Source organism: Oceanobacillus saliphilus (assembly GCF_023522835.1).
Classification (GTDB): domain Bacteria; phylum Bacillota; class Bacilli; order Bacillales; family Amphibacillaceae; genus Oceanobacillus; species Oceanobacillus saliphilus.
Window position 1 is genome coordinate 157,127 of record NZ_JALCZU010000008.1, and the last position, 19,415, is coordinate 176,541.

Here is a 19,415-nt window from a genome sequence, read left to right on the forward strand (position 1 = left end):
CCAACCTAAAACAATAAAATCGGAGCCTTTCATGACGGCTCCGATTTTAGACTATTAGTAGTGCGTGTTTAGAAATTATTTCCAAACGGCATCGATAAATTCATCCCTGCCTGACTCAGCCCGATCCTCTTCATATTCCTTCTTGTTTTTCTTATAAAAGTCCTGATGATAATCTTCAGCTGTATAAAATATGTCAGCCGGAATAATTTCTGTTACAATTGGCTTGGAAAATTTACCACTTGCAGCAAGTTGTTGCTTGGAAGTTTCAGCCAGGTTTTTTTGATCTTCATCGTGGTAAAAAATCGCAGTTCGGTACTGGTCGCCTCTATCGTCAAATTGACCTCCGTCATCTGTTGGGTCAATTTGTTTCCAGAAAAGATCTACCATCGTTTCATAGGATATTATTTCGGAGTCATAGGTGATTTCCACAGCCTCATAATGTCCTGTATTGCCTTGTTTCACTTCCTCGTAGGAAGGATTTTCAACATGGCCGCCTGTATATCCGGATAGGACACTATGGACCCCATCCCATTGATCAAAAGGTTTTACCATACACCAAAAGCAGCCACCAGCGAAAGTCGCTTTTTTTATTGCCATCATTGTTTTCCCCCAAACTGTAATTATTATATAAAAAGATTAAATTTTAGTAGAATAAAGCTAATATAACATATATGCAAAGCAGGTGACATGATGGAAGAACCATATGTACATAAAATTTTCGCGGAAAACAATGAAGTGAGTGATCCTATTTTTTTGAAAAAGCAAGGATTTCTGCACGTTACCGAAATGACTGGAGCGAATAACAGCACACTGGATAAGGCAATTTTTGCTTACCCAATTAAACATTATCCGACACCAGAAGAAGATGTCGGCGATGCAACAGATCGCATTGGCGCGATTGGAGAAAATTTTTCAGTACTTGAGATGGACGAATTTACTGTATTTATTGGGGATACGTTCCGAATGGGTGAAGCCATTATTCAAGTTTCACAGCCTGGACCTGTTTCGGCAAAGCATCTGCAAAACGGCCTGCGTACAGGCTGGTACTTCCGTGTAGTCAAGGAGGGATATATACAGGAGGGAACCGATTTGGAACTGCTCGAACGTCCTTATCCACAATGGTCGATTGCAGCATGTACGGAAGTCACGTTTTTACACAAAGACGATTTACGCGCAGCAGACGAACTCTACTCCTGTTTACTTCTGGGTGGAATTTGGAGAAGGACGCTAAAAAAAAGATTGCGTGGTTTTTAAACACAATCCAAATGGGTAACCTGTCCATCATGATTGACGTAATAAAAACAGGGGTATATAAACAGGATATATAACAACCATTAAAAGCATATGCTTCTAGAATATTTCCAACCTTGTCGAATTAATGTATGCTAAATGGAATAGACAGTTAGGAGGGATATCGTTGTTGGAAAATGCATTCATTATGGTAGCAATCATCTTCATTATCAATGTCGTCTATGTATCTTTATCAACTGTGCGTATGATTCTTACATTGAAGGGACGCCGATATATAGCTTCATTCGTAAGTATGTTTGAAGTGGTCATTTATGTTGTAGGACTAGGTTTGGTGCTGGATAACTTAAATCAAATTCAGAACCTGGTTGCCTATGCTGTTGGTTTCGGAACAGGTGTCATTGTAGGAACGAAAATCGAAGAAAAACTGGCATTGGGCTATATAACTGTTAATGTTGTTTCAACGAATCCAGATCTTAAATTCACTCGGAAAATACGGGAAAAGGGATACGGCGTGACAAGCTGGTCTTCCTATGGAATGGATGGGGATCGTTTATCGATGCAAATTTTAACGCCGAGAAAATATGAGCTTAAGCTTTATGAGATGATTAAGGAAATTGATCCGAAAGCATTTATAATCTCTTATGAACCGAAACAGATACACGGCGGATTCTGGGTAAAACAAGTACGGAAGGGCAGATTGATGAATCCAAAGAAAAAGCCTCCAGGTGATAGCGCACCGCTGAAACAGGAAGCAGAAGCGGAAACTATTGTTAAACAGGAAGCAGAAGCTGAGACGGAAACTATTGTTAAACAGGAACCTGAAGTGAACCAGGAAACGATGCCAGGGAAAAAGGACCTTTAAGCAGAAGGATCGTATAAAACTTTCCTTTCTGTATATGTGCAACGAAGGCTGTCACGGAATTGGTGACAGCCATTTTTCTTCGTATCAAACTAACTAGATTATCATAGGTAAATCATAACTGGAATTTAATAGGAATAATATTGGGTAGAATGAATCAAAAAGGGGAATTTTGTGATAAAATGATAGAAGATTAAGATAAAATAACAAGGGGGAGGACGTCACTTGAGAACGATACCAATCATTCAAAGTCAGCTTGCTCCGCCGCAAATCAGAGAACGATATGTGCAGCGCAGCAATTTAAATAAAAAACTTATGAATATTGAGAAGTACCCCCTAACATTATTGTATGCAGGTGCTGGTTATGGAAAGAGCACGGCATTATCACTTTTTGTCCACACGGTAAATAAAGCAGTATGCTGGTTTTCTGTTTCTCAAAACGATGCTGCTATCGTGCCATTTATGAGCAAACTCGTTCAATCGGTCAAACAAAAACATTTCTCGTTTGGTGATTCGATTGCACAGGAACTCGAGAGCCTCGATAATTATGTTGGATCAGCGCATATTTATTCACTGGCAACTATGTTTATTAATGAAATTATTAATTTGGAGGAAGAAGTTATTCTCGTGTTGGATGATTTCCATTATGCGGCTAATTCCAGTGAAGTTGAAAATTGGATGCTTTATTTATTGGAACATATTCCATCCAATCTCCATATGATATTGTCCAGCAGGAAGAAACCGAGGTGGGATATCCTTCCTAAATTAAAAGTTAGAGGAGACTTGCTCGAGATAACCCAATTTGATCTCGTTCTTTCTCCGGAGGAAATACACTACATCCTTGAAGACATCTATTATGTGAAAGTTACCGAACAAGAGGTAACGAAAATCTATCAGCTTACCGAAGGATGGGCGATTGCATTTAATATGATTATCCAGCAAATTGAAGCAGGTACATCTTTGGAGACTGTCTTTCATAACCAAAAGAGGTCATTAAGGGATTTATTTGACTATCTGGCTGCAGAAGTGTTAGCCAAGCAGTCATTTATCATTCAGCAGTTTCTTATGCAATCTAGTATCTTTGAGGTATTTACTCCCGAGATATGTGATGAAGTGTTGCGAATTAATGGTTCTGAAGATATTTTAGCAGGTCTTATTGAGCAAAACCTCTTTATTGTTGAAGGTGAGAAAAATTATTTCCGCTATCATGCGCTGTTTAAAGCATTTTTGGAAAACCTTTTTTTAAAAAAACATGAAAGCGAATACAAAGAATTGCATTTGCGGGCAGCAAGCTACTTTGAAAATCAGGAAGATATGGAATCCGCGCTAACCCATTACCAGAAAGTAAAAGAATATGAGTCGATTGCTCATCTATTGGAAGATAACGGATTGAACATCCTGCAATCAGGCAGTCTCAAAACGCTGTATGATTTATTAGTGGAAATACCAGATACGTATAAAGCAACCTATCCGGTTTTATATTTTTATCAAGGTGAGATCGAACGGTACCGCTCATTATATGAATTGGCAATCGCTAATTATGAACGCATTATTCATTCACTGCCTGAGCCAACAAAGGAAAATCATTATCTCCGCAGTCTCGCTTTAGAGGGAATGGCGCGTATTTATCTCGATACCATTCAGCCTGACAAAGCAGAACGTTTTGTGAATCAGGCGATTTATTATAGGGAAAAAACAGGTGCACTTTCGGAGGATATGGCAAAGCTGTATCTGTTAATGGCAGAAAATTTATTAAATGCTGGCAAAGCGTCCAAAGCAGAAGTTTGGTTTGAGCGGGCACAGCAGCTCAATCCGTTGGAGGAGAGCAATTTGCAGTCGAGAATTTACCTTCGCACCGGCAGACTCGCTAAGGCAAGAGCAACCCTCATGGACAGAAAAAAGTACAGGAACAATAATAATCAAAAACATTTGCCACAATCACACCGCGAGACAGATATACTTCTATCCATTATTGAAGCATTTATGGGAAATGCCGAAGTGAGTAGGACGCTTGCTTCTGATGGGATTCAATTAGGTCTTTCGATTCAGGCGCCTTTTGTAGAAGCCTGTGGATGGATGCGTTTGGGGCATGCGGTTCAATTGACCGATTATTATGATACGGATTTGGCAATTAAATGTTATGAAACAGCGCTCGAAATTATGGGAAAAATTAATATTTCAAGGGGCAAAGCTGAGCCATATATGGGCCTCTCCATTCTATACGGCAAGAGGCAGGAATATAACCGGTCGATTGATAATGCGATGAAAGGATTGAAAGAAACAGAAAAAGTGAATGATCGGTGGTTGAGTGCACTTATCAAGCTCGGGATGGTGATAACAGAAGTTTATAATCAAAATTTCGAACAGGCCTGGACAATAAAGGAACAAGTAAGGGCTGATATGAAATCGTGCGGAGATCGGTACGGAATAATGGTAACAGCTTTTTGGGGCGCGTACATTTCATTTGAAAGGGATGAGGAACATCAATTTAAGAACGAGATGAAACGGTTCCTCCATGAAGTACAGACAGAGGAGTATGAGTTCTTTCTGAAAAAGAAAACAGTTTTTGGACCGACAGATATGCAAAATATGGCACCATTACTATTAAAAGCAAACGAGCTTGGTATTTCACAACAATATGTTTCCCGATTGATGTATGAACTTAACCTGAATGAATCGATTAAAAATCATCCGGGCTATACACTGAGAATAAACACACTCGGTCAATTTCGAATATGGCTTGGTACGAAGCAAATAGAGCCTCAAGATTGGCAGCGTGGAAAAGCAAAAGAATTGCTCGAATTGCTGATTACGAACCGCGATAAACTTTTACAAAAAGAAGAGATTTTTCAATTTTTATGGCCTGATCAAGATGAAGCGAATGTGAATAAAAGCTTTAAAGTAGCGTTAAATGCTCTATTGAAAGTTTTGGAACCGCACAGGAAAGCGAGGGAAGAATCATTTTTCATTACAAGGGAAGGCAGTGGCTACGGATTAAACCCTGATTCCGGCTATCAATTGGATTCTATTATGTTTGAAGACCTGATTACGGCCGGCTTGGGTGAGGTGGAACCAAAACGTGCAATGGAGCTGTTGGAGAAGGGGTTGAAACTCTATCAGGGAGATTACATGTCAGACCTCCGTTTTACAACCTGGTGTTCCACGGAAAGGGAACGTCTTCAGCAGTTATTTCTAAGAGGCGCGGAGAAGATGGCTCAAGTTGCAGTACGTTTACTGAAATTTAATGTATGTATGGGCTGGTGTGAAAAGATATTGCTAATTGACCGTACATGGGAAGAAGCCTATCGCCTAATGATGTACAGCTATTATCAGAACAATAATCGCCCACAGGCAATGAAATGGTATGAGAAATGTTACGAAGCATTGGATACAGAGCTTGGCGTGGAACCAATGGAATCTACAAGGGAAATGTATGAGATGATTATGGAGTCGGAAGAATTGAATACGTACTGACATAGAGAAAGGCCTTCATACCGGCCAATATACTTTTTTAAATTTAATCTCTAAAATGCATTCTCTGTATATCTTGACATCTCATCTCCTATTATTTTTAATAGATTCTATATAAAAAGTTAATTTTCACCATGTTATTAAACGTGGCGTTAATTGGCTTTTTTTTTTTATGTAAAAATATCAAGAGAAGTTGAGTAAGGCTGCATTTTATGAAAGACTTCCTACCAACAACGGGGTAGAAAAATCATACAAGCTAAAGAGGAAGCACCTAGGAATAGATGTTAAGCTAAAGACGTTGTAACCTATTTTATGAGAAAAGAAAGTAAGTAATTTAAAAAACTATTAAAAAAGTATTGCAATTTATCTGAAAGTTACTTATAATTTAAAACTGAGAGGTGATTCACATGTCAGAAACGAAGGAAAACCAATTAACATCAAAAGGTATGAAAACGAGAAAGAAGATTTTAGAAACCGCAGAGCAGATTATCGGTGAGAAAGGTTATTTTGAAGCATCGATTGTTGACATTACTGTAGAGGCTGGTATTGCACAAGGTACATTTTATAATTACTTTCCTACCAAAAAGTCCGTATATGATGAACTGGTATATCAATTGAGTTCAAGCTTTCGACATCATATTAAATTAGCAATGGAAGGCAAAGAAACATTTGAAGAAAGACAACGGGCCGGCTTTCTCGCATTTTTCGAATGGGTAATTAATCATCGTAATTTGTACAGCATTGTACAGCAGTCCGTATTAGTGGATAAGAATCTATATCGTTGGTATTACGAGAAGATTGCAGATGGATTTATTAAATCGGTCGAGGAAGCTGTTGATAGTCATGAATGTAAAGCGTTGAACCCAGAGACAATTGCCTATTGTTTCATGGGAATCGGCCAATTTATCGGAATGCGTTGGGTTTTTTGGGAGGAGAGATTAGTCCCTGATGAAGTATTGGACGAGGTTATGGAGGTAATCTTTCATGGTCTGAAACGAGAGGAGGTAAATTAATTGGAACCTATTTCCTACTGGATCCATAAACGAGCTTTTATAACACCTGAACGTACCGCATTAATCAGTGATAAAAATGAGTACACGTATAAAGAGCTTTCGGAAAAAGTGGAATTGATGGCTGCTTTGTTTCAGAAAAAATATCTCCTTCAAAAAGGGGATCGAATAGCTATCCTTTCCAATAATCGTGAAGAGTATCTGATTTCCTATTTTGCAATTGCTCAGCTTGGGTTGATTGCAGTGCCATTAAATATTCGGCTGACTGCCCAGGAATTAACATTTCAATTAAACGATAGTGGAACCAAAACAATCATTTACGAGGAGGAAACAGCTGATCTATATCAAGCTATATGCAATCATGTAAAATTTGAAAACGCTTTCTGTTTTGGAGATGAAGAAAGCAGAATCGAGACAACAGTAAAACATGTAAAAATAGATGCTGCAAATGATCCCTTTATCATCTGCTATACATCTGGAACGACAGGGAGACCAAAAGGAGCTGTATTAACCCAGGAGAATATGTTTTGGAATGCGATTAATTGCCAGTATGCAATAGACATTACGTCTAAGGATAAAGTGATTGTTCTTCTGCCTTTATTTCATATCGGTGGAATTGGGTTATTTGCCTTTCCAACATTACTTACCGGCGGAACAGTTATTATCCCTGGAAAATTTGATCCTGGCAACACAATCCAAACAATTGAAGAAACGGCTGTAACAGTCGTAATGGGAGTGCCTACGATACATGACGCTATCCGGAAACATCCCTTATTTGAAACAGCAAATTTCTCATCCGTAAGATGGTTTTACAGTGGTGGTGCTCCATGCCCGAAAGAACTCATAAACGCCTATTTAGAAAGGGGGTTGCCTTTTGGACAGGGAATGGGAATGACGGAAACTGCACCAACGATTTTTATGCTTTCCAGGGAAGATTACCAATCTAAAGTGGGCTCTATAGGAAAGCCGGCCATGTTTTGTGACATTTTAATTGTAGATGATGAAGGCAATCAAGTTAAAAATGGAGAGATAGGTGAGCTTCTCATAAAAGGGCCAAATGTTATGAAGGAGTATTGGGGATTGCCAGAGCAAACAAATGAAGCGATAAGGGGTGGATGGTTTTATTCAGGTGACTTGATGAGACAAGATGAGGAAGGGTTTATTTACGTAGCTGGAAGGAAAAAGGACATGATTATTTCTGGTGGTGAAAATATTTATCCATTGGAAGTCGAACAGGTAATGAATGAATTACCACAAATCAATGAAGTCGCTGTAATTGGAGTAGAGGATGAAAAATGGGGGGAGATTCCAATTGCTTTTGTCTCTTTAAATAAGGATGAAATAATAAGTGAACAGGAAATTAAATCCTATTGCCTCATGAAACTAGCCAAATACAAAGTTCCTAAAAAGGTGATCGTAATGGAAGATATTCCTAAAAATGCCACAGGGAAAATTGATAAGAAAGAATTAAATAAGAATTTACTATCGAGGTGATGTTGTTATGAACTTTGCACTTGGAGATTCAGCGAGTTTTTCTAGAACCGTAACAGAAACAGACTTTGTCATGTTTGCAGGATTAAGTGGTGATTATAATCCCATTCATGTTGACAAGGAATATGCCAAAAATACATTTTTTCGTGAACGCATTAGCCATGGATTACTGACAGCGAGTTTCCTGTCTAGATTATTGGGAATGCATATACCGGGACCAGGTTCAATCTATGTATCGCAAACGTTGCATTTTACGAAGCCTGTTTATATAGGTGACACGATAACCGCTCGTGCAGAAGTGATGGAGTTGGATGAGGATAATAGATTAATAACGTTAAAAACAACGTGTAAAAATCAAAATGGGAGTATTGTACTGGATGGTGAGGGAGTAATGAAACTGCCGAAGAAGGAGCGAGGCAAATGATTGGTATTGAAGCAACTAGTATTTATGAACCTGAAGGGAAAGAAACTGCAGCAGAACTATCACATAAAACTACCATTCCAGAACAGGTAATTATAGAGAAGTTTGGGCTATATGAAAAAAGAATAGCGCCAGACCATATGCATGTATCGGATTTAGCGGTAGCTGCAGGGAAAAAGATTCTCGAAAATGTAGATCCGAAAACAATAGATGTTGTTATTTATTTTGGGAGTCCTTTCAAAGATTATCAAATTTGGACGGCTTCATCCAAAATACAACATGAACTAGGAACCAGCAATGCGTATGCCTTTGAGCTGATGAATGTTAGTTCATGTTTTCCGATAGCTGTTAAAGTTGCAAAGGATATGCTCAATTCTGATGAAACTATTAACAATATTTTGCTTGTAGGTGGGTCGAAGGAATCAATGACCATCAACTATGAAAATCCTCGTTCAAGGTTTATGTTTAATTTTGCAGATGGTGGTACAGCAGCGCTCGTAACGAAAAATGCGACTAAGAGCGAAATTCTTGCTTCCTCAATCATTACAGATGGTTCATTTAGTAAAGACGTTTTTGTTCCAGGAGGTGGTTCCGTAAATCCAGTAAGCTCAGAAGTAGTTCAGCAAAAAATGCACTATATTGATGTCCCAAACCCAGCCAGTATGAAAGAGCGCTTGGACCCAGTATCGATACCCAATTTTACAAATGTCATTAAACAATCATTAGAAAGAAGTGGGTTGGCATTGGAGGATTTAAAGGTACTCTTACCACTCCACACGAAGAAATCCATGTTTAAGGAAATGCTTGATAAAGTCGGATTAAGAGAGGAACAAGCCATTTATCTAACCCATCATGGGCATATGTCTGCTCTTGATCCATGCTACGGTTTATACCTGGCAGAGGAGCGTGGTTTACTGAAAAAAGGTGATATCGCGGTCATCGTTTCTGCGGGAACCGGTTATACATGGGCAGCAACTGCACTAAGATGGTTCGGATGACCAACCTTTTTGACCAACCGCTATTTGTAACTTACTTGTAACTTCTTCTTTTTATTATAGAAGTAGGAAAATGATTAAATCTAAGGGGGAAAAGAAATGAAAGTTAATCGATTATGGTCACTTTTGCTAGTTATTTTCTTTATTGGTATTTTGGCAGCATGTAATGATAGTGATGACGCTTCAGGCAGTTCAGGAGAACCAGCAGAAGATACAGCAGAAGGATCAGGAGAAGAGTCATCAGATGAGGCGCAGGAAACAATCAAAATAGGTGTACTGGCTTCACTGACAGGAGCATTGGAAGCATACGGTGATCAGACAAAAAAAGGGTTTGAATTAGGGATTGAATACGCAACAGATGGAACGATGGAAGTTGCAGGAAAGAAAATTGAAATATTCTTTGAAGATACAGAAACAGATCCTACCGTTGCAAGGCAGAAAGCAATTGGATTGTTGGAAGACAAAGAAGTTGATTTCCTTGTAGGTTCATCCAGTTCCGGAGATACGCTGGCTGTAACTCCTTTGGCTGAAGAATACGAGAAAATTATGGTAGTGGAACCAGCGGCAGCTGACAGTATTACAGGTTCAGAGTTCAATGAATACATTTTCCGGACAGCAAGGAACTCGGCACAGGATGCAGTAGCAGCAGCAGCGTCTATTGCAGGGGAAGGTGTCAAAATTGCAACACTTGCACCTGACTATTCATTTGGACATGATGGTGTAGCAGCATTTGTGGCAGCTGCAGAAAACTTAGGAGCAGATATTGTCCATGAGGAATATGCGGATCAGGCTGCGACCGATTTCACAGCAAATATCCAAAAAATAATCGAATCAGATCCAGATTACTTATATGTCGTTTGGGCTGGAGCGAACTCACCTTGGAATCAGATTTCTGATATGAGATTGCAGGAACAAGGTATATCCATTACAACAGGTGCTCCAGATATTGCAGCACTTACTACGATGAGCCAGTTAGTAGGTATGGAAGGATTTACTGTTTATTATCATACATTACCAGATAATGAAGTGAATGATTGGTTGGTTGCAGAACATAAGGAACGATTTGATGGCGCTATTCCAGATTTATTCACACCGGGTGGAATGAGTGCAGCTATCGCAATTGTGGAAGCGCTTAAACAAAATGACGGAGATGCAGATTCGGCCACTTTGATTGAAACGATGGAAGGAATGAGTTTCGATACGCCTAAAGGCACAATGACTTTCCGTCCAGAAGACCATCAGGCATTGCAGGAAATGTACTCCATCACGTTGGAAGAAAGTGATGAAGTCGATTATCCAGTTCCAGTATTAAATAGGGTACTAACACCAGAAGAAACAGCACCACCAATAATGAATCAGTAACAATTGATTTGGAACATTACCCTTACCTCCAAGTGAAGGTAAGGGTATGTTCTCTATCACGGTTAAGAGGAGGAGAATGATGGAAGCAATATTGGAAACAAAAGACTTATCGATTGCGTTTGGTGGACATGTGGCTGTGGATTCCGTGTCTGTTCAAATAAGCGAAAAGAAATTCACCTCGATTATTGGTCCGAATGGGGCCGGCAAGACAACTTTATTTAATCTGCTCAGTGGACAATTATCTCCAACAAAGGGTTCTGTCTATTTTAAGGGCCAAGATATTACGAAGCTCCGAACTACCGAGAGAACACGAATAGGCATTGGGAGATCATTTCAAATTACCAATGTATTTCCTAATTTAACAGTCCTGGAGAATGTTCGGCTGGCAGTGCAGTCACAAGCAAAGGTCCGTTATCAGATGATTGCTCACTTTCTCCATTATAAGCGATTCGAACAGAAGGCACATGAACTCCTTGAGCGGGTTTATTTAAATGATAAGGCAAACTCACTCGCTGTCAATTTGGCCCATGGTGAGAAGAGGAAGTTGGAGATTGCCATGTTGCTCGCACTAGAAACCGAGCTGTTGCTGCTAGATGAACCAACAGCAGGCATGTCTCTGGAGGAAGTTCCAGCAATTATCGAAGTGATAAAAGAAATTAAGAGGCAGGGAGATCGTACCATTGTTCTTATTGAACACAAAATGGATATGATTATGGACATGTCGGATGAGGTCCTTGTATTATTTCATGGTGAATTGATTGCACAAGGCACTCCAGAAGAAATAGTTGAAAACGAGACAGTTCAGTCGGCCTATTTAGGAGGTAGTTACCATGAGCAGCTTACTTAAATTAGATCAGGTGGAAGCGCATATCCAGAAGTTTCATATTTTACAAGGAATCTCCTTTGACGTAAAAAAAGGTGGCGTGACTGTATTGCTTGGAAGAAATGGTGCCGGCAAGACAACGACATTACGAACGATAATGGGTCTGAATCAAGTTTCTAAAGGTACTGTAACATTTAAAGACGAAAACATTGGAAGTTTGCCAACCCACCAAATTTCAAATAAAGGTATTGGTTATGTGCCTGAAGACCAAGGTGTTTTTGGTGATTTAACGGTAGGCGAGAATATGCGGGTTGCAATGAAGAAAGAGGACGAAGCAACAACAAAGCGGATGGAGTGGGTACTTGACTTATTTCCCGATTTGAAAAAGTTTTGGAAAAAGCCCGGGGGAGCATTGAGTGGCGGGCAAAAACAAATGCTTGCAATAGCACGGGCGTATGTGAATGAAAATGAACTGCTGCTGATTGATGAACCAAGTAAAGGTCTTGCACCAATTATTGTAGACAAGGTTACCGAATCGATTCTACAGATGAAAGAGAATACTACCATTCTGCTAGTCGAGCAAAACTTTATGATGGCAAGTAAAATAGGTAATCAATTTTACATTATTGATGATGGTAAAACAGTACATGATGGTCAAATGGAAGAATTGAAGCAAGATAAAGTCTTAATGAAAAAATACCTTGGTATAGCGTAGGAAGGGGGATGAACCTATGGATTTGATCATTAGTTTAACAGTTAATGGACTTGCGACAGGTATGTTGATTTTCCTTCTTGCAGCAGGTTTAACATTGATATTCGGTTTAATGAGTGTACTGAACTTTGCACATGGTGGCTTATTTATATGGGGAGCATATACCGGTGTATGGAGCTTTCAGATGACCGGGAGTTTCGTTGTTGGAATTATTACAGCAATCATAACAGGTTTATTGCTTGGTCTCGTGACGGAAAGGTTGATTATACGGCCTGTCTATGGCAATCATATTCAGCAGATTCTGATTACACTCGGTTTTATGCTCGTTTTGCAGGAATTTATTAAGGTTGTATTTGGACCTGATCAGAAGGCTGTTTTCCCTCCTGAGATTTTGCAGGGGAGTTTCCTGGTAGGAGACATTGTACTTATTAAATACAGACTGTTTATCATTGCGGTAGGTATACTTATTTTTATCGTTTCCTCATTTATCTTAAAGCGCACACGAATTGGGTTAATCGTTCGTGCAGGAGTTATGGACAAAGAAATGGTTCAATCTCTTGGTATAAATATAAAACTTGTATTCATGCTTGTGTTTATGGTTGGAGCTGCTATGGCGGCATTAAGCGGAATCATGCATGCCGTGTATTCAGGTGTGATCTATGCCGAAATGGGTCTTGAATTTTCAATCCTTGCTTTTATTGTAGTTGTTATCGGTGGGATGGGCAGTTTCTCCGGTTCCCTGTTTGCAGCAATTTTAGTAGGGTTGGCACAAGCCTTTATGGCTTATTATGTTCCCGCACTTTCATTAGCGGTTAATATGCTACTGATGACAGTAGTTCTGATTTTCAGGCCACAAGGCTTATTCGGAAAGGGGTGAGGAGTGAATGAATATTCGTAGTGTGGAGAAGAGTACATGGATTTTTATCATCTTCAGTTTATTGTTATTTATCGTTCCATTTATCGTTACAGGGCGAAGCATGCAATTTATTATTATCCAGATTTTCATTTTTGCGATCTTCGCTATGAGTTATGATATATTGCTAGGTTATACAGGGATTATCTCGTTTGGCCATGTGATGTTTTTCGGAATTGGAGCTTATTCAACGGCGATTATTATGAACAACATGGATGCTACCGTATTGTCTTTTTTCGTAGCGATTTTAGTGGCAGTTATTATTGCTTCGATTGTTAGTTTTATAGTTGGAGCGCTAACACTTCGATTAAAAAGTCATTTCTATGCCATGCTGACCTTGGCACTTGCGGGACTGTTTCTCGTGGCAGCAGAAAAATGGCGTTCGCTAACAGGAGGGAATGATGGATTTACCTTCCGCTTGCCAGAGATATTGCGTGAATCGCATAATTTATACATGCTTTGTCTCATTGCCCTAATCCTGTTTTTCTTCGGATTAAGGCGCTTTACGAAATCACCATTCGGTAGAGTATTAATGGCAATACGTGAGAATGAAGCCCGGACAGAATCGCTCGGGTATAAAGTATTGCATTATAAGGTTATTGCGAGTGTGGTAGCAGGAGTGGTTGCTAGTATAGCGGGGGTTTTATACGCGCTGTCGCTTCGCTTTGTCAATACGGGTGTATTTGCCACAGACCTGACAATTGATGTTCTGCTAATGACTATCATTGGTGGTGTAGGAACATTGGTTGGGCCGATACTTGGTGCTGGTTTGGTAGAGTTTGCCCACCATTGGTTATCTGGATTATCCAATGTTCATTGGATATTTGAGCGTTGGATCATTCTTTATGGAACTGTTTATGTATTAGTAGTTATATTCTTCCCGTTAGGAATCGTCGGGACCATCCAGTCTAAGTTTACGAACCGTACAGTTAAAGGATTGCGGGATAACCGTAAAACTGTTGGGAAATAAAGGAAGGATATGAAAAAATGGATGCTATTGGAATAGTCAGTACAGGAGTATATCTGCCAGAAAAAAGAATGCGTTCAAATGAATTGGCCTCACTTGCAGGGCTTCCGGTTGAGGTTGTCGAACAAAAGCTAGGGATAAAGGAAAAACCGATCCCTGGGGATGATGATCATACTGCCCATATGGGGGTGCGAGCTGCAGAGAAGGCTATTGCCAAGGCTGGAATTAATCCAAAAGAGATTGATCTGGTTATTTATATCGGAGAGGAACATAAAGAATATCCGATTTGGACAGCTGGAATAAAATTGCAGCATGACATTGGTGCAGTTAATGCTTGGGCCTTTGATACAGCATTAAGATGTGGGACGACAATTATGGCATTAAAACTGGCAAAAGATTTGATGACTGCCGATGAGGAAATTAAAACAGTGCTTTTGGCTGGTGGGTATCGAAATGGTGACTTTATCAATTATGATAACGCCAATACAAGGTTTATGTTCAATCTGGGTGCAGGTGGGGCTGCAATTATTCTAAAAAAAGGACATTCTGAAAATCAGTTATTACAAACCCATATGATTACAGACGGTTCTTTCTCAGAAGATGTTATCGTGACTACCGGAGGCACGAAAAACCCGATTACAACAGAAACATTGGCAGCAGGTCTATACCAATTTGATGTTCCTGATCCATCTGGTATGAAGTTGCGACTGGATGAGAAGTCGATGGGTAATTTTATATTATGTGTGGAAAAGGCCTTGGAAAAAAGTGGGTATACGAAGGAAGATATAGATTATGTTGCCATGCTTCATATGAAACGATCTGCACATCATTACGTACTTGATCAACTTGGTGTGAGCCATGATAAATCGATCTATCTCGAAAACTATGGACATATCGGCCAAATGGATCAAATCATTTCACTGGAACTTGCCGAACAGCAAGGGAAATTGAAAGAGGGAGATATTGTAGTGTTTGTTTCTGCAGGTATTGGTTATGCGTGGGGAGCTAACGTGATTAAATGGGGTAAATAGAGGAGGTCTATATAATGCGAGATGTAGTTTTAAAAAAAGTAACCTTATCCAATGGAGAATCAATTGCATATAGAGAACGTGAAGGTGGTCAGGATGTTGTTGTACTCGTTCATGGAAATATGACTTCATCCGTTCACTGGGACTTAGTAATTGAAAACATTTCACCGGATTATAAGGTGTATGCGGTAGATTTACGCGGGTTTGGTGAATCCAGCTATGAAAGCCCGATCTCGGCCATTAAAGATTTCTCCGACGATTTGAAGCTCTTTGCTGATAAATTGCAATTAAAAAATTTCGCTTTGGTTGGCTGGTCTTTGGGAGGAACGGTCTGTCAGCAGTTTTGTGCTGATTATCCGTCTTACTGTAATCGATTATTTTTACTTGCATCAGGGTCTTCCCGCGGATATGCTTTCTACCCGTTAGGTGAGGACGGATTACCGGATGTTAATAATCGTCTGAAAACATTGGAACAAATAGTGGATGATGATAAAACAAAGATTGTCCAAACGGCTTATGATACATTGAATTATGACTTTTTAAAGCAAATATGGGATATGAGTATCTATGTAAATAACCAGCCGGATGCAGAAAGGTATCAAAAATATTTGGAAGACATGACAACGCAGCGTAATCTTGCAGCGTGCTATCAAGCATTGAACATATTTAATATTAGCGATACCCATAACGGACTGGTAGCGGGTGAGAATAGAGTAAAAGATATCGATATTCCGGTCATGATTGCATGGGGTGAACATGATATGGTTGTGACAAAACAAATGACAGATGAACTAATAGAAGATTTTGGTGAACAAGCCGTTTACAAAGAATTGAAAGGCTGCGGACATTCTCCGCTTATCGATGACCTGGGGCAACTACTGCAGGTAATGGAGGAGTTCTTGGCGGAGGAACGAATAGGAGAGGGAAATCTTAAATGAACCGATTGCAAAATAAAGTCGCAATTATAACTGGCGCAGCAAATGGGATCGGCCTCCAGGCTGCACGAATATTTGCAGGAGAAGGTGCAAAGGTCATCATTGCTGACTATGACCAGACCAAAGGTGAACAGAGTGAAAAGGACCTGATTGCTGAAGGGTTTGAGTGTAAATTCATTCAAGTTAATATAGCGAGCAAGGAGAGTGTAGATAGCCTGGCTGATCAGGTGATGGAGGAATTTGGTCGAATTGATATTTTAGTAAATAATGCTGGAATAACAAGAGATGCCATGCTGTCAAAAATGTCTTTAGAGCAATTCCAGCAAGTTATTGATGTTAATTTGACCGGTGTATTCAACTGTACAAAAGCAGTACTGCCAACGATGGTGGAACAAGGGAAAGGGAAAATCATCAGTACTTCCAGTGTGTCAGGCGTCTATGGAAATGTTGGTCAAACGAATTATGCAGCAGCAAAAGCGGGTATTATCGGGATGACTAAATCATGGGCCAAGGAACTTGCCCGTAACGGAATTAATGTCAATGCTGTCGTTCCGGGCTTTACAGAAACAAGTATGGTCGAAGCAGTACCTGAAAAGGTCATTGAACAAATGAAAGAAAAAATACCGATGCAGCGCCTCGGCCGTCCGGAAGACATTGCCAATGCTTATTTATATCTTGCTTCCGATGAGTCCGACTATGTAAATGGCCACGCACTCCATGTGGATGGCGGAATTATGATGTAACACGAAAGTTAGAAGCTATTTCCGTAACTGGAATGGCTTCTTTTTTTGTTGGTGATGCTTTTGTGCAAAATCTGTTGACTGCGACATGGGATAAGTAGCTTCGACGACCGCTCTAGGAAATACACTGCGCTGTCTCACCAGCCGCCCGTGGTAAAGCGGGGTGTATACGGGCAGCGGTTGCCTAAGAAACATTCTTCCATTACCAGTGATACAGATCTTACATAGAAAGAAGTTGTCGTACTTTACATCAACTATAAAGCAATAAATAGTATGAAATTAGCATTATTATATGGGGGAAGTCAGTGGCATTAAAGAAAATAGCCCCACAAACGATCAAGAAGTGTTGATTCAAAAACGATCCCAAATTTAAATGTAACTGTGTTGTAACTTTTGTTTCCTATACTTGGTTCAGAATAAAGTATATATCAAAAGTTTGGATTTATGGGAGGAGTGGGGATCATGGATTATGATATCAACTGGTTCGATAGTCGAGTTTGCCTGACACCGAATGAAACAGCAATTATTGATTCGCAAACAAATGAATCATGGACATATGCCGAGCTGCAACAACGTGTTGCTAAAGTTGCGAATTTTTTTTATGAAAAAGGAATCCAAAAAGGAGATCGGGTTGCAATACTCGCCCCCAATCATATTGCTTATTTTGATTTCTTCTTTGCAGTAATGAAGATAGGTGCTATTTTTATACCTCTGAACTGGCGGCTGTCAGAGGCAGAACTTGAATATGTGATCAAAGATTGTAAACCAAAGATAATTGGCGTTGATCCAATATTTATGGAAAAGCTTGAGTCCATGGAAACAAATGCTAGCTTCGTAATGATTGATGACAATGAATATCTGAATAGTTGTCAGTCCGGGCAATATGCTATCGATACGGTAATAAATGAAGAAGACCCTTTAGCAATGATTTATACAGGAGGAACGACCGGACAGCCAAAAGGTGTTGTTCTATCCCATCGATCCATTTTATGGAATGCACTAAACACAACCATCAGCTGGAACTTGAGTCAGGACGATACAACTCTCACCTGCCTACCGATGTTCCATACAGGAGGGTTGAATGTCTATTCGCTCCCCCTATTGCTTGTTGGCGGAAAGGTAGTAATTGCTTCGGATTTTGATGCCGATAGAGCGGTGGAAGATATTCTCAAATACAAATGTACCGTTGTATTATTTGTTCCTACCATGTATCACATGATCATTCAAACAGATCTATTTAAACGATCCAATTTTCCCCATATGAAAGTCTTTGTATCTGGCGGGGCACCGTGTCCACTCAAAATATATCATGCCTTCTCTAAAAAGGGGCTTGCATTCAAGGAAGGATATGGATTGACTGAAGCGGGGCCGAATAACTTCTACATTGATTCGAAAGATACCGCTCTAAAATTGGGTTCTGTCGGTAAACCTATGATCTTCAATGATATAAAAATAATAAGAGAAGATGGAGTAATCGTAAAAGCAGATGAAGTCGGTGAGTTATTGTTACGTGGAAAACATGGATTCGAATATTATTGGAATAAACCTGAAGCGACAAAAGAAACGATAAAAGATGGGTGGATCCATACTGGTGACCTAGCTAGAATGGACGAAGATGGATTCGTATATATTGTCGGGAGAAAGAAAGATATGATTATTACCGGGGGAGAGAATGTCTATCCATTGGAAGTGGAACATTGGCTCGAATCCCATGTTGCTATAGATGAGGCAGCTGTTGTAGGTTTGCCTGATGACAAATGGGGAGAGGTTGTAGTTGCGTTTGTTGTTTCAAAAGTAGAGCTATCAGATCAAGAGTTGGAAATGTTTTGTAATCAGAAAATAACCAGGTATAAGGTTCCGAAGAAATTTTTCTTTTTAAAGGAACTGCCTAAAACACATGTTGGCAAAATTAATAAAGTTGCGTTGCAGGAAAAATTCAGCGATTATAAAGATAGCACAGTTTCCTAATGGAGATTGTGCTTTCCTTATGAAGTAAGCGTATGGCAGGATAAATTTTTGAAAGCAATTCATTCTTACATTTGAGCGAACGCTTCTAATCTGATTCCTAGAAACTCTCTTCATGAGCAAGGGATATTCTAAGGGAGAGGGAAACGAGGCGCTTTCTAGTATGTTGCTAGTGTCCAATGTTTTAGAGCAATCACCTCTGCTTTTTTCTACAGAAAATCCCAGTAAAAATCAGATTAAATTTGAAATAAGGCTAAAAATAGTAAGTTATTAGCAAAACCCGAACGTTAAACATAAATACTAAAAAAATGTTCGCCGTTTTATTGATTTTTCGTAGTTGATTTGTTATGATTAACGCGACAATTAAATACGGTACCTCATATATTTGCTGAGAATATGGCTCAGAAGTTTCTACCCAGCACCGTAAATGACTGGACTATGAGGGGGGATGAATCGTTGCGTAAGAGCGATG

Annotated in this window: 17 protein-coding genes and 1 riboswitch; of the genes, 16 read left to right on the forward strand and 1 reads right to left on the reverse strand. The window is 39.6% G+C overall.

Annotated elements, in window-relative coordinates:
• Positions 1 to 75: 75 nt before the first annotated feature.
• Positions 76 to 600 carry a peptide-methionine (S)-S-oxide reductase MsrA gene (msrA, locus tag MN204_RS14125; RefSeq protein ID WP_249871727.1) on the reverse strand — a complete coding sequence of 175 codons (525 nt, stop codon included), beginning with the start codon at positions 598 to 600 and terminating at the stop codon, positions 76 to 78.
• A gap of 90 nt (positions 601 to 690) precedes the next feature.
• Here msrA and MN204_RS14130 point away from each other — a divergent pair, with 90 nt between their 5' ends.
• The 16 genes from MN204_RS14130 to MN204_RS14205 all read left to right on the forward strand — a co-directional run bounded on the left by MN204_RS14130 (position 691) and on the right by MN204_RS14205 (position 18,946).
• Positions 691 to 1,254 carry an MOSC domain-containing protein gene (locus MN204_RS14130; RefSeq protein WP_249871728.1) on the forward strand — a complete coding sequence of 188 codons (564 nt, stop codon included), beginning with the start codon at positions 691 to 693 and terminating at the stop codon, positions 1,252 to 1,254.
• Between the two features lie 163 nt (positions 1,255 to 1,417).
• A complete protein-coding gene (locus tag MN204_RS14135; RefSeq protein ID WP_249871729.1) occupies positions 1,418 to 2,113 on the forward strand; it encodes a DUF2179 domain-containing protein in 696 nt (231 codons plus the stop codon).
• 222 nt (positions 2,114 to 2,335) lie between these two features.
• Entirely contained in the window at positions 2,336 to 5,584 is a 3,249-nt protein-coding gene (locus MN204_RS14140; RefSeq protein WP_249871730.1) for an AfsR/SARP family transcriptional regulator, read from the forward strand.
• A 404-nt stretch (positions 5,585 to 5,988) separates the two neighbouring features.
• A complete protein-coding gene (locus MN204_RS14145; protein WP_249871731.1) occupies positions 5,989 to 6,594 on the forward strand; it encodes a TetR/AcrR family transcriptional regulator in 606 nt (201 codons plus the stop codon).
• Positions 6,595 to 8,085, forward strand: coding sequence for an o-succinylbenzoate--CoA ligase (gene menE / locus MN204_RS14150; protein WP_249871732.1), 1,491 nt, complete (start codon positions 6,595 to 6,597; stop codon positions 8,083 to 8,085).
• 7 nt (positions 8,086 to 8,092) lie between these two features.
• Positions 8,093 to 8,506 (forward strand): MaoC family dehydratase, encoded by a 414-nt coding sequence (locus tag MN204_RS14155; protein ID WP_249871733.1) that lies wholly within the window; start codon positions 8,093 to 8,095, stop codon positions 8,504 to 8,506.
• Positions 8,503 to 9,501, forward strand: a complete 999-nt coding sequence (locus tag MN204_RS14160; protein WP_249871734.1) for a 3-oxoacyl-ACP synthase — start codon at positions 8,503 to 8,505, stop codon at positions 9,499 to 9,501. Before MN204_RS14155 ends, MN204_RS14160 begins: the two co-directional genes overlap by 4 nt.
• Positions 9,502 to 9,597: 96 nt before the next feature.
• The gene (locus tag MN204_RS14165; RefSeq protein WP_249871735.1) at positions 9,598 to 10,860 is read left to right on the forward strand and encodes a substrate-binding domain-containing protein; all 1,263 of its coding nucleotides are present in this window, start codon (positions 9,598 to 9,600) and stop codon (positions 10,858 to 10,860) included.
• 79 nt (positions 10,861 to 10,939) lie between these two features.
• Complete coding sequence (locus MN204_RS14170) at positions 10,940 to 11,707, forward strand: ABC transporter ATP-binding protein (RefSeq protein WP_249871736.1); 768 nt, start codon at positions 10,940 to 10,942, stop codon at positions 11,705 to 11,707.
• Positions 11,691 to 12,398: an ABC transporter ATP-binding protein gene (locus tag MN204_RS14175; protein ID WP_249871737.1), complete on the forward strand. Its 708-nt coding sequence runs from the start codon at positions 11,691 to 11,693 to the stop codon at positions 12,396 to 12,398. Before MN204_RS14170 ends, MN204_RS14175 begins: the two co-directional genes overlap by 17 nt.
• Before the next feature lie 16 nt (positions 12,399 to 12,414).
• Positions 12,415 to 13,272 carry a branched-chain amino acid ABC transporter permease gene (locus MN204_RS14180; RefSeq protein ID WP_249871738.1) on the forward strand — a complete coding sequence of 286 codons (858 nt, stop codon included), beginning with the start codon at positions 12,415 to 12,417 and terminating at the stop codon, positions 13,270 to 13,272.
• Between the two features lie 7 nt (positions 13,273 to 13,279).
• Entirely contained in the window at positions 13,280 to 14,278 is a 999-nt protein-coding gene (locus MN204_RS14185) for a branched-chain amino acid ABC transporter permease (RefSeq protein WP_249871739.1), read from the forward strand.
• A gap of 17 nt (positions 14,279 to 14,295) precedes the next feature.
• The gene (locus MN204_RS14190; protein ID WP_249871740.1) at positions 14,296 to 15,306 is read left to right on the forward strand and encodes a 3-oxoacyl-ACP synthase; all 1,011 of its coding nucleotides are present in this window, start codon (positions 14,296 to 14,298) and stop codon (positions 15,304 to 15,306) included.
• Between the two features lie 14 nt (positions 15,307 to 15,320).
• Positions 15,321 to 16,241, forward strand: coding sequence for an intracellular short-chain-length polyhydroxyalkanoate depolymerase (phaZ, locus tag MN204_RS14195; RefSeq protein WP_249871741.1), 921 nt, complete (start codon positions 15,321 to 15,323; stop codon positions 16,239 to 16,241).
• Entirely contained in the window at positions 16,238 to 16,981 is a 744-nt protein-coding gene (fabG, locus tag MN204_RS14200; protein WP_249871742.1) for a 3-oxoacyl-ACP reductase FabG, read from the forward strand. Before phaZ ends, fabG begins: the two co-directional genes overlap by 4 nt.
• A gap of 459 nt (positions 16,982 to 17,440) precedes the next feature.
• Positions 17,441 to 18,946: an acyl-CoA synthetase gene (locus MN204_RS14205; RefSeq protein ID WP_249871743.1), complete on the forward strand. Its 1,506-nt coding sequence runs from the start codon at positions 17,441 to 17,443 to the stop codon at positions 18,944 to 18,946.
• A 354-nt stretch (positions 18,947 to 19,300) separates the two neighbouring features.
• Positions 19,301 to 19,402: riboswitch (purine riboswitch) on the forward strand.
• Positions 19,403 to 19,415 lie beyond the last annotated feature (13 nt).